The sequence below is a fragment of the Cupriavidus sp. SK-3 genome, from assembly GCF_000611145.1.
In the GTDB taxonomy this organism is placed as follows: Bacteria; Pseudomonadota; Gammaproteobacteria; order Burkholderiales; family Burkholderiaceae; genus Cupriavidus.
In genome coordinates this window covers 34,403-50,279 of sequence record NZ_JFJV02000102.1, presented here as the reverse complement: position 1 = coordinate 50,279, position 15,877 = coordinate 34,403, and the positions used below count along the sequence as shown (strand labels likewise).

General features: G+C 66.7%; 11 protein-coding genes. 6 read left to right on the top strand and 5 right to left on the bottom strand.

Annotation, left to right across the window (positions count from 1 at the left end; all coding sequences use genetic code 11):
- Both hemDX and hemC read right to left on the bottom strand, forming a co-directional pair.
- The coding region (gene hemDX / locus CF70_RS10250) for a fused uroporphyrinogen-III synthase HemD/membrane protein HemX (protein ID WP_081862114.1) at positions 1-1,756 on the bottom strand (1,756 nt) is incomplete at its 3' end.
- Between the two features lie 9 nt (positions 1,757-1,765).
- The gene (gene hemC, locus CF70_RS10245) at positions 1,766-2,770 is read right to left on the bottom strand and encodes a hydroxymethylbilane synthase (RefSeq protein ID WP_035863780.1); all 1,005 of its coding nucleotides are present in this window, start codon (positions 2,768-2,770) and stop codon (positions 1,766-1,768) included.
- Positions 2,771-2,865: 95 nt separating this feature from the next.
- Between hemC and ppc the strand changes: the two genes are divergently transcribed.
- The gene (gene ppc / locus CF70_RS10240; protein WP_035863778.1) at positions 2,866-5,871 is read left to right on the top strand and encodes a phosphoenolpyruvate carboxylase; all 3,006 of its coding nucleotides are present in this window, start codon (positions 2,866-2,868) and stop codon (positions 5,869-5,871) included.
- Between the two features lie 168 nt (positions 5,872-6,039).
- On the opposite strand, the gene CF70_RS10235 is transcribed toward ppc, so the two are convergent.
- A complete protein-coding gene (locus CF70_RS10235; protein ID WP_414629441.1) occupies positions 6,040-6,666 on the bottom strand; it encodes a ferritin-like domain-containing protein in 627 nt (208 codons plus the stop codon).
- A 146-nt stretch (positions 6,667-6,812) separates the two neighbouring features.
- On the opposite strand from CF70_RS10235, the gene CF70_RS10230 reads away from it, so the two are divergent.
- From CF70_RS10230 to CF70_RS10210, 5 genes are all read left to right on the top strand, one after another.
- Positions 6,813-7,484, top strand: a complete 672-nt coding sequence (locus CF70_RS10230; protein ID WP_081862113.1) for a sigma-70 family RNA polymerase sigma factor — start codon at positions 6,813-6,815, stop codon at positions 7,482-7,484.
- Positions 7,481-8,218, top strand: a complete 738-nt coding sequence (locus CF70_RS10225; RefSeq protein ID WP_035863775.1) for an anti-sigma factor — start codon at positions 7,481-7,483, stop codon at positions 8,216-8,218. The genes CF70_RS10230 and CF70_RS10225 overlap by 4 nt, the downstream gene beginning before the upstream one ends.
- Before the next feature lie 107 nt (positions 8,219-8,325).
- Positions 8,326-9,735, top strand: a complete 1,410-nt coding sequence (argH, locus tag CF70_RS10220; protein ID WP_035863772.1) for an argininosuccinate lyase — start codon at positions 8,326-8,328, stop codon at positions 9,733-9,735.
- Positions 9,736-9,939: 204 nt separating this feature from the next.
- Positions 9,940-10,482, top strand: a complete 543-nt coding sequence (locus CF70_RS10215; protein WP_035863770.1) for a TRAP transporter small permease subunit — start codon at positions 9,940-9,942, stop codon at positions 10,480-10,482.
- Positions 10,479-12,218 (top strand): TRAP transporter large permease, encoded by a 1,740-nt coding sequence (locus tag CF70_RS10210; RefSeq protein ID WP_035863768.1) that lies wholly within the window; start codon positions 10,479-10,481, stop codon positions 12,216-12,218. The genes CF70_RS10215 and CF70_RS10210 overlap by 4 nt, the downstream gene beginning before the upstream one ends.
- 83 nt (positions 12,219-12,301) lie before the next feature.
- Here the strand turns inward: CF70_RS10210 and CF70_RS10205 are convergent, their stop codons facing one another.
- Complete coding sequence (locus CF70_RS10205; RefSeq protein WP_035864069.1) at positions 12,302-13,282, bottom strand: quinone oxidoreductase family protein; 981 nt, start codon at positions 13,280-13,282, stop codon at positions 12,302-12,304.
- Between the two features lie 190 nt (positions 13,283-13,472).
- Positions 13,473-15,737, bottom strand: a complete 2,265-nt coding sequence (locus CF70_RS10200) for an arginine/lysine/ornithine decarboxylase (protein ID WP_035863766.1) — start codon at positions 15,735-15,737, stop codon at positions 13,473-13,475.
- Positions 15,738-15,877 lie beyond the last annotated feature (140 nt).

Here is a 15,877-nt window from a genome sequence, read left to right as displayed (position 1 = left end):
CCTTATCGGCCTTATCGGCCTTATCGGCCTTGTCGGCTTTTTCGGCCACGTCCGCCTTTGCGTCCGATTTGCGCGCATCGGCTTCGCTGCGCTCGAGCATGCGCTCGCTCGACAGCAGTGGCAGCGTGTCGATCTGGTTGATGGCTTCGTCGAGCTTGATGGCGGCGCCGGTCAGGTCGGTATCCGGCACGGCTTTCATGCGCGCCACATCGCGTGCGATGGCCCGGCGCAGCAGGTTGTATTGCGGCTTGTCAGTGCGCGCCAGGCGCGTATCGGCGCTTTGCAGCGCCGCCAGCGCGACCTGCACATTGCCTGTCAGCTGCAGTTGCTGGCCCGCGTTGGTCAGCAGTTGCTGGATCTCCGCGATCTCCCAGTCGTCACGGTTGCGCATCAGGTCCTGGTAGACCTGCTCCAGCGCGGCTTGCTTGTCGCGCGCCTCGCCCACCTGTCCGTCCAGCGCGCCAACCTTGGCCTGCAACTCCTTCACGGTTTCCTGCGCATTGCGCGACAGCACGCGGGTCTCCTGCACCAGCGCATCGTTGCTCTGCTGGCGCCGCGCCAGCTCCTGGGTCAGGTGGTCGACGCGCTGCTGCAACCACCAGAACCCGCCGCCAATGGCGAGGATCAACAGGAGCAGCAGCACCCACCACGGGTTGATGCGAGGCGTGCCGCGGACGGGCAGCGGGGCGCCAGCCGCGGGGGGCGGACTGGAGGCGGGAGGAGCGGTATTGTCTTGCGTCACGCGATCGACCTTCGTTGACGTTGCGGGCGGTGGATTGATTTGCGGGTCCGGCGCAAGCACCGGTGGCGGTGCCACGGCCGGGACTGGCGCCGGGGCGGCCGGTGGCGCGGGCATCGGCTCCGGCGGACCGGCATGCGCCTGCGCCCACTGGCGGCAAGCCGCCAGCAGGCCATCGTCCCCCGGCGCCGCGCGCAGCAGGTGCGAGAACCCCAGGGCCTGGGCCTGTTCGGCGATTCTCGCATGGGGCGCGATGCACTGCACCTGGCGCAGGCAAGCCAGTTCTTGCGGGCTCAGTGCCTGGCACGCCATTTCATCGAGATTGCGCACCGCCTCGGAACTGGTCAGCAGCCACGCCTGCGGCGGCGCGCCTGGCCTGAGGCCGTCGCGCACGGCCTGCCATTGCATGCTGCCGGGCGTGGGGACGGAGCGCTGGTAGGCCTCGACCGCGCGCACCTCGGCGCCCGCGCCGCGCAGGCGTTCGGCCAGCCAGTCGCGTCCCCCGTTGCCACGGATGATCAGGACCTGGCGCCCTTGCAGGGCGCCGGCGTCAAGCTGGGCTTCGAGTTGCTGCCACAGCGCCTCGGAATCGAAGCGGGCTTCGGCGCCTTCGCCACCATTGGCGGCATCACCGTTGTCGGCCTCATGGCCGGTCGTGCAGCCGGCGGGCGCGATCACCCGGCAGGCAGGCGCGGCAATGCCACGCTCGGCCAGTGCGGCCACGCTGGCTGGGCCGACCACGGCCACCGGCACGGATTCAGGCCATTGCGGTACGGGCTTGTCCTGAACCTGGGCCAGCGCGTCGAGCGCGAAAGCCACCGCATTGGGGCTGACGAAGACCACCAGCGCAAAGTCCGCCAGTTGCGCCAGCGCCGCGCGCAAGGGTGCATCGTCGGCCACGGGGCCGATCGCCAGCAGGGGAAAGCCAAGCACGTCCAGGCCCGCGGCCGACAAAGCCTCGGTGAGTTGCCGGGACTGCCCGGCGGGTCGTGTTACAACGACAGTCGGGCGGGGCATGGGCCGGTCTCAGGCAGGAGGAGCTTGATGGGAGGCGGGATCCGCCAGCGTCGCCAGGATCTCGGCTGCGCCTTGTCCCAGCAGATCCCGGGCGACGGCCTTGCCGAGCGCTTCCGCCTGGCGGGCTGCATCGGCACCCTCGACCACCGCTTCGGACCGGGCCCGCACGCAGCGGCTGCCGTCGGGCAAGGCCACGAAGGCCTCGATCTTCAGCGTTGCGCCATCCCAGCTTGCGTGGGCTGCCAACGGCACCTGGCAGGAACCGCCCAGCATGCGCGACACGGCGCGCTCGGCGGTAACGGCCAGCGCGCTGGGCGCATGGTTGAGCGGCGCCAGCCAGGCGGCCAGCTCGGGACGCCCGGCCGGAATCTCGATGCCAAGCGCGCCCTGCCCCGCGGCCGGCAGCGAGCTGACGGGATCGAGCACGGCGCGGATGCGATCGCCCAGGCCCAGGCGCTTGAGGCCGGCGGCGGCCAGGATGATGGCGCCATAATCGCCGCGGTCGAGCTTGCCTAGCCTGGTGTCGAGATTGCCACGCAGCGGCTGGATCACAAGATGCGGGTAGCGGGTGCGCAGCGCGGCCTCGCGGCGCAGGCTGGAAGTGCCGACCACGGTACCCGCGGGCATGTCCTCGAGCGAGCCGAAGCTGGCCGAAACCAGCGCGTCGCGCGGATCCTCGCGTTCCATGATGGCGGCCAGGGCAAAGCCTTCAGGTAACTCCATCGGCACATCTTTCAGGGAGTGCACGGCGAGGTCGGCGCGGCCTTCGGCCATCGCGATCTCGAGTTCCTTTACGAACAGGCCCTTGCCGCCGACTTTGGACAAGGTACGGTCTAGAATCTGATCTCCGCGCGTAGTCATTCCGAGAATGGACACATCGCACGCGGGATAGTATTGTTGCAACGCAGCACGCACATGCTCGGCCTGCCACATAGCCAGACGGCTTTCGCGGGAGGCGATGACTAGCTTGCGCGGTGCGGCGCTGGAGGAAGACGGGGGAACGGATGCTTGCATCCGCGAATGTTAGCACGCACCCCAAGCGTCTCCGGGCCAATAGACAGCAAGACAGCAAGACAGCAGACATTAAATAAGAGACGACAGGAGATTGCATGACGCAGCAAGCTGCGCGCCCCGCCGGCCGGCGCAAGCCAACCGCCAGCCGGGCAGACGCCCCCGATACCGTAGTAGCTTCCGCTTTGGTTCCCGCAAGCAGCCCAGCCACGCCATCTGCCAAGACCGCCAGCCGCAAGCGCGCCGCCGTCGCGAAGCCTGCGGCAAGCGCCCCGGCGCGGCGCGCCAGTGACAAGGACGTTCCCCTGCGCGAGGACATCCGCTTCCTGGGCCGCTTGCTGGGTGAGTGCCTGCGCGAGCAGGAAGGCGACGCCGCCTTCGAGGTGGTCGAGACCATCCGCCAGACCGCCGTGCGCTTCCGCCGCGAGAACGACCGCGCCGCCGGCGCCGAGCTGGACCGGCTGCTCAAGCGCCTGTCGCGCGACCAGACCAACTCGGTGGTGCGTGCCTTCAGCTATTTCTCGCACCTGGCCAATATCGCCGAGGACCAGCACCACAACCGCCGCCGGCGCGTGCACGCGCTGGCCGGCTCGCCGCCGCAGCCGGGCAGCCTGGCGCACGCGCTGGAAGCCATCGACGCGGCCGGCGTGACCGGCAAGACCTTGCGCAAGTTCTTCGATGAAGCGCTGATCGTGCCGGTGCTCACCGCCCACCCGACCGAAGTCCAGCGCAAGAGTATTCTCGACGCCGAGCGCGAGATCGCCCGCCTGCTGGCCGAGCGCGATCTGCCGATGACCGCGCGCGAGCGCGACCACAACACCGCACTGCTGCGCGCCCGCGTCACCACGCTGTGGCAGACCCGCATGCTGCGCAATACGCGGCTGATGGTGGTTGACGAGATCGAGAACGCGCTGTCCTACTACCGTACCTGCTTCCTGCGCGGCATCCCGCAGTTGATGAGCGAACTGGAAGAGGACATCGCCGCGGTGTTCCCCGCCACGCGCAAGAACAAGGCCGCGCCGGCCGCCTCCACCCAGCTCGCGCCCTTCTTCCAGATGGGCTCGTGGATCGGCGGCGACCGCGACGGCAACCCCAACGTCACCGCCGACACGCTGGAGCAGGCTGCCAGCAAGCAGTCCGCGCTGATCCTGGAGTGGTACCTGGACGAAGTCCACGTGCTGGGCGCGGAGCTGTCGATGTCGAGCCTGATGGTGGAGGCGAGCCCGGAACTGCTGGCGCTGGCCGAAGCCTCGCCCGACCATTCCGAGCACCGCGCCGACGAGCCGTACCGGCGCGCCCTGATCGGCATCTATGCGCGCCTGGCGGCAACCTGCCTGGCCGTCACCGGGCAGGCCGCGCCACGCCACCCGGTGGCCGACGCCGCGCCCTATGCCGACGCGCAGTCCTTCGGCGCCGACGTGCAGGTCGTGATCGACTCGCTGCGCGCCCACCACGGCGAGGCGCTGGCACGCACCCGCATCGACGCGCTGGCCAAGGCCATCGCCGTGTTCGGCTTCCACCTGGCATCGATCGACATGCGCCAGGTGTCCGACGTGCACGAGGCCGTGATCACGGAACTGTTCGCCGCCGCTGGTGTGGAGGCCAACTATGCCGCCCTGACGGAAGCGCGCAAGCTGGAGCTGCTGCTGGCCGAGCTGCGCCAGCCGCGCCTGCTGACCCTGCCCTGGCATACCTATTCCGAGCAGACCCGCAGCGAGCTGGCCATCCTGAACATGGCCCGCGAGCTGCGCGCCCGCTACGGCGCGCGCGTGGCCCGCAACTACATCATCTCGCACACCGAGACGCTGTCGGACCTGGTCGAGGTGATGCTGCTGCAGAAGGAAGCCGGCATGCTGCGCGGCACGCTGGGCAGCAAGACCGACCCGGCACGCCCGGAACTGATGGTGATCCCGCTGTTCGAGACCATCGAGGATCTGCGCAACGCTGCTGGCATCATGCAGTCGCTGCTGGAGTTGCCGGGCTTTGCCTCGGTGATCGCCCATCACGGCGGCGAGCAGGAAGTGATGCTGGGCTACTCCGACTCCAACAAGGACGGCGGCTTCCTCACCTCCAACTGGGAACTGTACAAGGCCGAGCTGGCGCTGGTGCAGGTGTTCGAAGCGCGGCGCGTCAAGCTGCGCCTGTTCCACGGCCGCGGCGGCACCGTCGGCCGTGGCGGCGGCCCGACCTACCAGGCCATCCTGTCGCAGCCGCCAGGCACGGTCAACGGGCAGATCCGCCTGACCGAGCAGGGCGAGATCATCAACAGCAAGTTCGCCAACGCCGAGATCGGCCGGCGCAACCTGGAAACGGTGATCGCCGCCACGCTGGAAGCCTCCCTGCTGCCGACGCAGAACGCGCCCAAGGACCTCGTCACGTTCGAAGCGGTGATGCAACAGCTCTCCGATCGCGCTTTCAGCTCCTATCGCGCCCTCGTCTACGAGACCCCGGGCTTCAAGGACTACTTCTTCGCCACCACGCCGATCACCGAGATCGCCGACCTGAACCTGGGTTCGCGTCCGGCTTCGCGCAAGCTGATGGACAAGAAGCAGCGCCGCATCGAGGACCTGCGCGCGATTCCCTGGGGCTTTTCCTGGGGCCAGTGCCGCCTGCTGCTGCCGGGCTGGTACGGTTTTGGCAGCGCGGTCAAGGCACTGCTGGACGAGGCGCCGGACGAGAAGGCGCACAAGGCTGCCGTCGCCACGCTGCGCCGCATGGTCAAGAGCTGGCCGTTCTTCTCCACGCTGCTCTCCAATATGGACATGGTGCTGGCCAAGACCGACCTGGCCGTGGCCTCGCGCTACGCGCAGCTTTGCGAGGATGCCGCGCTGCGCAAGAGCGTGTTCGCGCGCATCAGCGCCGAGTGGCACCTGACCTGCGAGATGCTGGCGCTGATCACCGGCCGCCATGAGCGCCTGGCCGACAACCCGCTGCTGGCCCGCTCGATCAAGAACCGCTTCGCCTACCTGGACCCGCTCAACCACTTGCAGGTGGAATTGCTCAAGCGCTACCGCTCGGGCAAGGATGGCGACGACATCCGCGTGCGGCGCGGCATCCACCTGACCATCAACGGGGTGGCCGCGGGCCTGCGCAACAGCGGCTGAAGCAAGACGACGCCCTGGCGTTGCAAAAAAGTCCCGCCATGGCGACTGGCGCCATGGCGGGAGAACCCGTCCGGCCCACAGGCCGGACGGCGCAGAGCATGGCTTGCCTTACAGCAGCTTATCTCCCGGCCAGGGCGGCAAGCGGGCCCACGCCCCCCCGCCTGCGGTTCAGCCAACGAACGCGCCCGGCACCGGGTCTTCGCCGAGCACGGACAGCAGCACCGCCCAGTGCATCGCCTCATCGCCCAGGATGCTGCCCGCAGCCTTGGTCAGCTCGCGGTTATGGAAATTTGGCAGCACGCCCAGATAAGCCGCGGTGGCACCTTTTTCCAGCCCGGCGGCAAAGCGCAGCACATCGGCCTGCGTCTTGAGCTGGTCGGTCGGGAAGCTGTACTCGGCCGGCTTCTTCGCCATCACCGGGCTGCCGCCCAGCTTGGACACGGTGCCCGCCAGCACTTGCGCGTGCGCCTTGTGGTGCGTCTGGAACTTGACCGCGGTATCCAGCACCGGCTTTTGCAGCAGGCCGCTCTCCGCGCCGACCTGATAAGCCGCGATGGCCTGGTATTCCAGCCCGAGGGCGACATTCAAAATGGCGATATCGTCCTTGGTGCTGCCGGACTGGGCCTGTGCCCAGGCGGGCATCGACTCGCCCAGGCTCATCACCGCCAGCGATCCAAGCGCAAATAGGCCGGGGACTTTGAGCAGGCCGCGCCGGCGCGCATCCGGCGCAACAAGAATGCGGCTCTCCGTGTCCTCGCTTGCCTGGCGCTTCGCCGTCTCGGTCATCGACTGCATGCGTTCCATGGTGTTCTCCTGTCTTGGGGTGAAGTGGCGCCTCGATTGCGTTGCGTTATCGAGGGGCAATCCGTTGAAATGCCGGCGCCTTTCACTTCTACGCACTGGCATCGCGATCGGATGCAACAACCGGTGCGATCGATGCCATGCCGCCGGCAAGCCGTGCCTATAATCCGGAAACGTCACTTGCCTCTTTTCACCAGGGATCCCCCACGGTGTCCTCCTCCGCCAACGCGTCCTTTGCCCCCAGGCCGGCCGATGCCGACCGGCTCGCTGCCTTGCTGCAAGCCGCGGCACTGGGCGACCGGCAAGCCCTGCGCCAGCTCTACGACGAAACAGCCACGAAACTGTTTGGCCTCGCGCTGCGTATCACCAACAGACATGACTGGGCCGAGGACGTAGTGCAAGAGAGTTTCGTCAGCATCTGGCATCACGCCGGCGATTACCGGCCGCACCTGGCTGCCCCGATGACCTGGATGACGGCCATCGTGCGCAACCGGGCGCTGGACTGCCTGCGCCGGCAGGCGGCAGCGCGCGCCAGCCAGACCGTGGAACTGGACGACAGCCTGGGCGAGTGGCTGGCCGACGATGCGGCCGGCCCGGCCGAACTGGCACTCGCCAGCCAGGAAGCGCGGGCGTTGAACCAGTGCCTGCAAAGGCTGGAGCAGCCGCAACGGCAGGCGATCTCGCTGGCCTACCTGAAGGACATGAGCCATAGCGAACTGTCCGAACAGTTGCAGGTACCACTGGGCACCATCAAGTCATGGATACGGCGCGGCCTGGAACGCCTGCGCATGTGCCTGGAAAGCCTGTCATGAATCTCAGCCGCCACCCCGACCTGATCGACCGCCTCGCCGCGCAGTACGCGCTGGGCGTGTTGCGCGGCGGCGCGCGCCGCCGGTTCGAGCAACTGGCGCGGCAGGAACCCGCCATCCGCGACGCGATCGGGCACTGGCAGGCGCGGCTGTCCGGCATCGCGGAGCTGCAGCCCGCCGCCGAGCCGGTCGACAAGGTGTGGTGCGGCATCGAGCAGCGGCTGGGCTGGCAGCCCATGCCCGACGCGGTCGCCAAGGCTGGCGTACCGGAACACTGGTGGCGGCGCCTGTGGAACGTGCCAGGCTTCTGGCGCGGCGTCACCCTGGCGACGGCTGCCGTGGCCGCGGTGGCGATCGGGCTCAATATGCGCATGGCGCGCCAGCTGGATACCGCGCCCCTGGTCAATGCCGTGGCCGTGCTGAACGACGACCGCGCCGAAGCCGCCGTGCTTGTGACGTGGGATGCACGCTCGCATTCGCTGACGTTGCGCCGCCTGGATCACCTGCCGCTGAGCAACGAGCAGGTATTGCAGCTCTGGGCCTTGCCGGACGGCGGCAAACCGCAATCCCTCGGCGTGCTCGGACACCAGCGGCAATTGCGCCTCGCGGTGGCGCAGGCGGTGGGCAAGGTACCGGCGCTGGCCATCAGCGTGGAGCCGCCGGGTGGCTCGCCCGACCCCAACGGGCCGACCGGGCCCGTGGTGTTCAAGGGCCGCGTCATCGACAACACGCTGTAGGCAAGGCTGGGAGACGGCCGGCAGCGATATAATCCTGGTTTCGCCGATTTTTCTCGTTTGCCCCGCGGCCTGCCGCCGGCTTGCGAGCCAACCCAGCCTTACCGCCCATGACCTCCCAACTTGCCAAGAAAGGCGAAGCCTGGTCCGCCCGCTTCTCCGAACCGATGTCCGACCTGGTGAAGCGCTACACCGCTTCGGTGTTCTTCGACAAGCGCCTGGCCCTGTTCGATATCCAGGGCTCGCTGGCGCACGCCGCCATGCTCGCCAGGCAAGGGATCATCGCCGAAGCCGACCGCGCCGAGATCGAGCGCGGCATGACGCAGATCCGCGGCGAGATCGAGGCGGGCAACTTCGAGTGGAAGCTCGACCTGGAAGACGTCCACCTGAATATCGAAGCGCGCCTGACCGCCCTGGTCGGCGACGCCGGCAAGCGCCTGCACACCGGCCGCTCGCGCAACGACCAGGTCGCCACCGATATCCGCCTGTGGCTGCGCAGCGAAATCGATACCATCATCGGCCTGCTGGGCGCGCTGCGCGGCGCGCTGCTGGACCTGGCCGAGAAGAACGCCGACACCATCCTGCCGGGCTTCACCCACCTGCAGGTGGCCCAGCCGGTTACCTTCGGCCACCATCTGCTGGCTTACGTGGAGATGTTCACGCGCGACGCAGAGCGCATGGCCGACTGCCGCCGCCGCGTCAACCGCCTGCCGCTGGGCGCCGCCGCGCTGGCCGGCACCAGCTACCCGATCGACCGTGAATTCGTCGCGCAGCAGCTCGGTTTCGACGGCGTATGCCGCAACTCGCTGGACGCCGTCTCCGACCGCGACTTCGCCATCGAGTTCTGCGCTGCCGCCGCGCTGGTGATGACCCACATCTCGCGCTTCTCCGAGGAACTGGTGATCTGGATGAGCCCGCGCGTGGGCTTTATCGACATTGCCGACCGCTTCTGCACCGGCAGCTCGATCATGCCGCAGAAGAAGAACCCGGACGTGCCCGAGCTGGCGCGCGGCAAGACCGGCCGCGTCAACGGCCACCTGATCGGCCTGCTGACCCTGATGAAAGGCCAGCCGCTGGCCTACAACAAGGACAACCAGGAAGACAAGGAGCCGCTGTTCGACACGGTGGACACCGTGGCCGACACGCTGCGCATCTTCGCCGACATGGTGCCAGGCATCTCCGTCAAGCCGGAAGCCATGCGCGCCGCCGCGCTGCAGGGCTACGCCACCGCCACGGACCTGGCCGACTACCTGGTCAAGCGCGGCCTGCCCTTCCGCGATGCCCACGAAGCCGTGGCCCACGCGGTGCGCGCCTGCGACGACCGCCGCTGCGACCTGGCCGACCTGACCGTGGCCGAACTGCGCGAAGTCACCGGCCTGGGCGACAAGGCGGCGCTGATCGGCGACGACGTGCACGAGGTGCTGACGCTGGAAGGCTCGGTCGCGGCACGCAACCACATTGGCGGCACCGCGCCGGCGCAGGTTCGCGCAGCCATTGCCGCTGCGCGCGCGACGCTTTAAGTGGACGCGCGGGCAACACTGCAGCGCAGCATGCCGATGTAAGTTTCACGTAAGTAATGCTTTGAAAATAAGCCGCCAGGGCGCATGCCCGGCGGCTTTTTTTATCTGGTTCGATTTTTGCGCAATGCGGTAGGTATTAGCCCCAAGCGCCGAAGCATATTGTTACAGATAAACTAATCGCCGCAAAAACAGGGGAGACAACCCATGTATTACTTGCTTGGTCTGTCACGACAGATCGACAGGTTGAATCAGCACACGGGCAGGCTTGCAAACATCATGATCCTGCTGTCGTGCCTGATCAGCGCAGGCAACGCCCTGCTGCGTTACGGCTTCAACCTTAGTGACAACTGGCCGCTTGAACTGCAGTGGTACATGTTCGCCATCGCGGTGATGTTCGGCGCCTCCTATACCTTCCAGCGCAACGAGCATGTGCGCGTGGACCTGATCTACGGCAACGTATCGGAGCGCGCGCAACACTGGATCGATATCTTCGGCATTATTTTCTTCCTGCTGCCTTCCTGCGTGCTGTTCATGTGGCTGTCGTGGGAATCGCTGTTCCTGCCCTCGTGGCGCATCCTCGAGCAATCCGGTAATTCCGGCGGCCTGCCGCGTTACCCGATCAAGCTGGTGGTGCCCCTCGGCTTCGGCCTGCTTGCCTTGCAGGGCGTATCCGAGCTGATCAAGCGCGTTGCCGCCCTCAAGGGCCTGGTGCGCATCGAATCGAAATACGAGAGGCCGGTGCAATGATTCCATTGGAATATATGCCGCCGCTGATGTTCGGCGGCCTGGTGGTATTCATGCTGATCGGTTTCCCGGTCGCATTTTCGCTGTCGGCCGTGGGGCTTGCCTTCGGCATCCTGTCCATCCAGTTTGGCTACTTCCCGGTCAGCTTCCTGCAGGCGGTGCCGAGCCGCGTATTCGGCAGCGTGCTGGCCAACGAGCTGCTGCTGGCCATCCCGTTCTTCACCTTCATGGGGGCGATCCTGGAGAAGTGCGGGCTGGCCGAGGATATGCTCGACTCCATGGGCCAGTTGTTCGGCCCGGTGCGCGGCGGCCTGGGCTACTCGGTCATCATCGTGGGCTTTATCCTCGGGGCCATTACCGGCACCGTGGCGGCCCAGGTGATCGCCATGGCGATGATCTCGCTGCCGGTGATGATGCGCTACCGCTACAACATGAAGTACGCCACCGGCGTGCTGGCGGCGTCGGGCACCATCACGCAGCTGGTGCCGCCGTCGCTGGTGCTGGTGGTGCTGGCCGACCAGCTCAAGACCCCGATGGGCAGCGCCGACGTGGGCAGCATGTACCTGGGCGCCTGGGGCCCGTCGGTGATCCAGATCGCGCTGTTCGCGCTCTACACCTTCGTGCTGACCCGCATCAAGCCTGACTGGCTGCCGCCGGTGCCGGTGGAAGAACGCACGCTGCGCGGCTGGCCCCTGTGGCGCAAATGCCTGCGCGGCATCATCCCCTGCGCGGTGCTGATCTTCCTGGTGCTGGGCACAATCATGCTGGGCATCGCCACACCGACCGAATCTGGCGCCATGGGCGCGGTCGGCGCGCTGGTGCTGGCAGTGCTGCGCGACCCCGGTTTCGGCAAGCTCGACCGCACCATCTACCGCGTCGGCCTTGCCGCCACCGGCGTGGCGATCATCGTCGGCGCCGTCGCCTTTGGCTCGCACGCCTTCCGCATCCCGCTGGCGGTGGTCTACCTGGTGATTGCCTGGCTGCTGCTGCGTGCGGGACAACTAAGCGCACTGCGCGCGCTGATCATCGATGCCTACCAGTCCACGGCGCGCATCACGGCCATGGTGGTGTTCATCCTGATCGGCTCCACCTGCTTCTCCGTGGTGTTCCAGGGCGTGGACGGCGGCGCCTGGGTGGAGCATATGTTCACCTCGTTGCCAGGTGGCTGGATCGGCTTCCTGCTGGTGGTCAACCTGTTCATCTTCTTCCTGGCCTTCTTCCTGGACTTCTTCGAGATCGCATTCATCGTGGTGCCGATGCTGGCGCCGGTTGCGGTCAAGGTACTGGCCCCGGTCGTCGCCGACTCGATGGGCGGCAACCCGGAAGCGGCGGCCACCGCGGCGCTGGTGTGGTTCGGCGTGATGCTGTGCGTGAACATGCAGACCTCCTTCATGCACCCGCCCTTCGGTTTCGCGCTGTTCTACCTGCGCGGCATCGCGCCCAAGGAAGTGAAGAGCTCCGACATCTACTGGGGCGCGCTGCCCTGGGTCGGCCTGCAGATGATCATGGTGGCGCTGGTGATGTTCTGGCCGGGCATGGTGACGATGTTCCTCGACAAGGGGTCGCTGCACCATACAAATGCGGCGGAGGTCACGATCCCGCTGGGGGGTGAGAGCAGCGGGCCAGCTTCGGCGCCATTGCCTGCCCGCAGTCCTGGCAGTGGCACGCTGGAGTTGCCTGCGGCACCGGCCGAGAGCGAACCCGCCGCACCGCAGTTCGAGTTCGACAAGAAGAAATAGCAGTGGAATCGCCGGCGGCCGTGGCCGCCGGCAGCAAGAAGGCCCCGCGAGTCGGGGCCTTCTTGTTTGCCGTGACACGAATATCAGGGCAGCAATACGATAGCGCCGGTGGTAGCGCGCGCCTCCGCTGCACGGTGCGCTTCGGCCACCTGCGCGAGCGGATACCGCGCGCCGACGGCCGCCCGGATCGCACCCTGCCCGATGGCCTGGAATACGTCCGCCGCGTTGGCGCGGAAGGTCTGCGCATCGGCGTTGTGCGGGAACACCGACGGCCGCGTCAGGAACAGGCAGCCCTTCTTGTTGAGCAGTTCGGGCTCGATGGCCGGCGCCGGCCCCGAGGCCGCGCCATACAGCGCCACCAGTCCGAACGGCGCCGCGCAGTCCAGCGAACCCATGAAGGTGTGCTTGCCCACGGAGTCGTAGACCACGCGTGCCTTGCGTCCGCCGCTGGCATCAATCACCTGGCGCACCCAGTCCGGCTGCGAATAGTCGATGGCGATATCACACCCTGCCGCCAGCGCGACTTCGCATTTTGCCGGCGAGCCCGCGGTGCCGATCACCGTGGCGCCGAGCGCCTTGGCCCAGCTGCTGAGAATCTGCCCCACGCCACCCGCGGCGGCATGCACCAGCACGATGTCGCCGGCAGCCACGCGATGCGTCTTCCTGACGAGGTATTGCGCGGTCATTGCCTTGAAGAAGACTGCCGCCGCCGTGACGTCGTCAATGCCGTCGGGCAGCTTGACCAGCTTGTCGGCCGGCACGTTGCGCCGGTCGGCATAGGCGCCGATGCCGGCATGCATGTAGACCACGCGGTCGCCTTCGCGCAGGCCAGTCACGCCCTCGCCCACGGCCTCGACCACGCCGGCGGCTTCGTGGCCCAGCCCCGTGGGCGACGGCAAGGGATACTTGCCCGCGCGCTGGTAGATGTCGATGTAGTTGAAACCGATCGCGGTCTGGCGCAGCTGCACCTGGCCGGCCGCCGGCGCCGGCAGCACCGATGTCACCAGGCGCATCACTTCCGGACCGCCGAACTCAGTCAATTCCACCGCGCGTGCTGAAGCCATTTCCACTCCGTCGAAGTTGCTTGGATACGTCCAATGCCAGCCATTGCCGCAGGGCATGAGGCAGGACATGAGGCAGGACACAGAGCGCAACTCTATCGCAATCTTGCAACTGGCGCCCGCCCGCCGGGGCCGGGAAAGCAATGAAAAAGGGCCCCCCCCCAGGGGGGCCCCCTTTTTCTATCGGCTTGCCTTACTTCACGCAATCCACGAAGTACGCCTTGCCGCCACCTTCGACCTCTTCCTCGACCAGGCCGTGGATGTCGGTTTCGAAGCCGGGGAACAGCTTGTTGAAGTCGCGCGCGAACTTCAGGTACTGCACGATGATGCGGTTGAAGCGTTCGCCCGGGATCAGCAGCGGGATGCCCGGCGGGTACGGCGTGAGCAGGATGGCGGTGACGCGGCCTTCCAGTTCGTCGACCGCCACGCGTTCGATTTCGCGGTGGGCCATCATGGCCCAGGCGTCCGATGGCTTCATCGCCGGCTCCATGTCCGACAGGTACATCTCGGTGGTCACGCGTGCCACGTCGTTGGCCTTGTAGACGCTGTGGATGGCGTCGCACAGGTCGCGCAGGCCGAGCTTCTCATACTGCGGATGCTTGCCGACGAATTCCGGCAGCACGCGCCACAGCGGCTGGTTCTGGTCGTAGTCGTCCTTGAACTGCTGCAGCTCCGTTACCAGCGAGTTCCAGCGGCCCTTGGTGATGCCGATGGTGAACATGATGAAGAACGAGTACAGCCCGGTCTTCTCGATGATGATGCCGTGCTCGGCCAGGTACTTGGTGACGATGGCCGCCGGAATGCCGCGATCGCTGAACTCGCCGTCCACGTCCAGGCCCGGGGTGATGATGGTGGCCTTGATCGGGTCGAGCAGGTTGAAGCCATCGGCCAGGTCGCCAAAGCCGTGCCAGCGTTCGTTGGCCTTGAGCATCCACTCTTCGCGGTCGCCGATGTCGTCCTCGACCAGCGCCTCGGGGCCCCACACCTTGAACCACCAGTCGCCGTTGTTGCCGGCATCGTAGTCGCCTTCCACCTTGCGCATGGCGCGGCGGAAGTCCATCGCTTCCTGGATGCTTTCCTCCACCAGCGCGGTGCCGCCCGGGGCTTCCATCATCGCCGCCGCCACGTCGCACGAGGCGATGATCGAGTACTGCGGGCTGGTGGACGTATGCATCAGGTACGCCTCGTTGAACCGGTAGCGGTCCAGCTTGCGCGTGTCCGAATCCTGCACGAGGATCTGCGAAGCCTGCGACAGCCCGGCCAGCAGCTTGTGCGTGGATTGCGTGGCAAAGACCAGCGCGTCCTTGCTGCGCGGGCGGTCTTTGCCGATCGCGTGCATGTTGCGATAGAAGTCGTGGAAAGCCGCGTGCGGCAGCCAGGCTTCATCGAAATGCAGCGTGTCGATCTCGGTGGCCAGCATCTCCTTGATCTGCTCGGCGTTGTACAGCACGCCGTCGTAGGTACCCTGGGTGATGGTCAGGATGCGCGGCTTCTGGTTCTTGGCCTGGCTGGCGAACGGGTGCGCGGCAATCTTGCGGCGGATGGTTTCCGGATCGAACTCGCTCTTCGGGATCGGGCCGATGATGCCGTAGTGATTGCGCGTGGGCATCAGGAACACCGGAATCGCGCCCGTCATCATGATCGCATGCAGGATCGACTTGTGGCAGTTGCGGTCCACCACCACGATGTCGCCCGGCGCCACGTTGGCATGCCACACCATCTTGTTCGAGGTGGACGTGCCGTTGGTGACGAAGTACATGTGGTCGGAGTTGAAAATGCGCGCGGCATTGCGCTCCGAGGCCGCCACCGGGCCGGTGTGGTCAAGCAGCTGGCCGAGTTCATCGACGGCGTTGCAGACGTCGGCGCGCAGCATGTTCTCGCCGAAGAACTGGTGGAACACCTGGCCCACCGGGCTCTTCAGGAAGGCCACGCCGCCGGAGTGCCCCGGGCAGTGCCACGAGTAGGAGCTGTCCTGCGCGTAGGCGATCAGCGCCTTGAAGAACGGCGGTGCCAGCGAATCCAGATAGACCTTGGCTTCGCGGATGATGTGGCGCGCGACGAATTCCGGCGTGTCCTCGAACATGTGGATGAAGCCGTGCAGCTCGCGCAGGATATCGTTGGGGATATGCCGCGAGGTGCGGGTCTCGCCGTACAGGAAGATGGGCAGGTCGGTATTGCGGCGGCGCACTTCGTTGACGAAGGCACGCAGTTTCTCGATGGCCGCGGCTTCGGGCCGGTCGTCCTCGCTGACGAACTCATCGTCGTCGATCGACACGATGAACGAGGAGGCACGGCTGGACTGCTGCGCGAACGAGGTCAGGTCGCCATAGCTGGTCAGGCCCATCACCTCCATGCCTTCTTGCTCGATGGCCTGCGCCAGCGCGCGAATGCCCGAGCCGGAAATGTTCTCGGAGCGGAAGTCTTCATCGATGATGATGACGGGGAAGCGGAATTTCATTTGGCATCCTTGGACGGCAAGAAGGACTTGAGCCACATGGCCCGGGGACTCATCCCCCTGGGTCGGCATGTGGCTCGACGTTCAGGCTTCGCGCACGGCCCGGCTCGCCCTGCTGTGCTACCGGTCGTGCCGCAACGCGC

What these genes read in the sequence shown, in the direction of transcription:
- CF70_RS10235 (WP_414629441.1), bottom strand. Translation starts at nt 6,666, where the DNA reads ATGCAGTCGATGACCGAGACGGCGAAGCGCCAGGCAAGCGAGGACACG.
- CF70_RS10200 (WP_035863766.1), bottom strand. Translation starts at nt 15,737, where the DNA reads ATGAAATTCCGCTTCCCCGTCATCATCATCGATGAAGACTTCCGCTCC.
- ppc (WP_035863778.1), top strand. Translation starts at nt 2,866, where the DNA reads ATGACGCAGCAAGCTGCGCGCCCCGCCGGCCGGCGCAAGCCAACCGCC.
- CF70_RS10215 (WP_035863770.1), top strand. Translation starts at nt 9,940, where the DNA reads ATGTATTACTTGCTTGGTCTGTCACGACAGATCGACAGGTTGAATCAG.
- argH (WP_035863772.1), top strand. Translation starts at nt 8,326, where the DNA reads ATGACCTCCCAACTTGCCAAGAAAGGCGAAGCCTGGTCCGCCCGCTTC.
- CF70_RS10205 (WP_035864069.1), bottom strand. Translation starts at nt 13,282, where the DNA reads ATGGCTTCAGCACGCGCGGTGGAATTGACTGAGTTCGGCGGTCCGGAA.
- CF70_RS10210 (WP_035863768.1), top strand. Translation starts at nt 10,479, where the DNA reads ATGATTCCATTGGAATATATGCCGCCGCTGATGTTCGGCGGCCTGGTG.
- hemC (WP_035863780.1), bottom strand. Translation starts at nt 2,770, where the DNA reads ATGCAAGCATCCGTTCCCCCGTCTTCCTCCAGCGCCGCACCGCGCAAG.
- CF70_RS10225 (WP_035863775.1), top strand. Translation starts at nt 7,481, where the DNA reads ATGAATCTCAGCCGCCACCCCGACCTGATCGACCGCCTCGCCGCGCAG.
- CF70_RS10230 (WP_081862113.1), top strand. Translation starts at nt 6,813, where the DNA reads ATGCCGCCGGCAAGCCGTGCCTATAATCCGGAAACGTCACTTGCCTCT.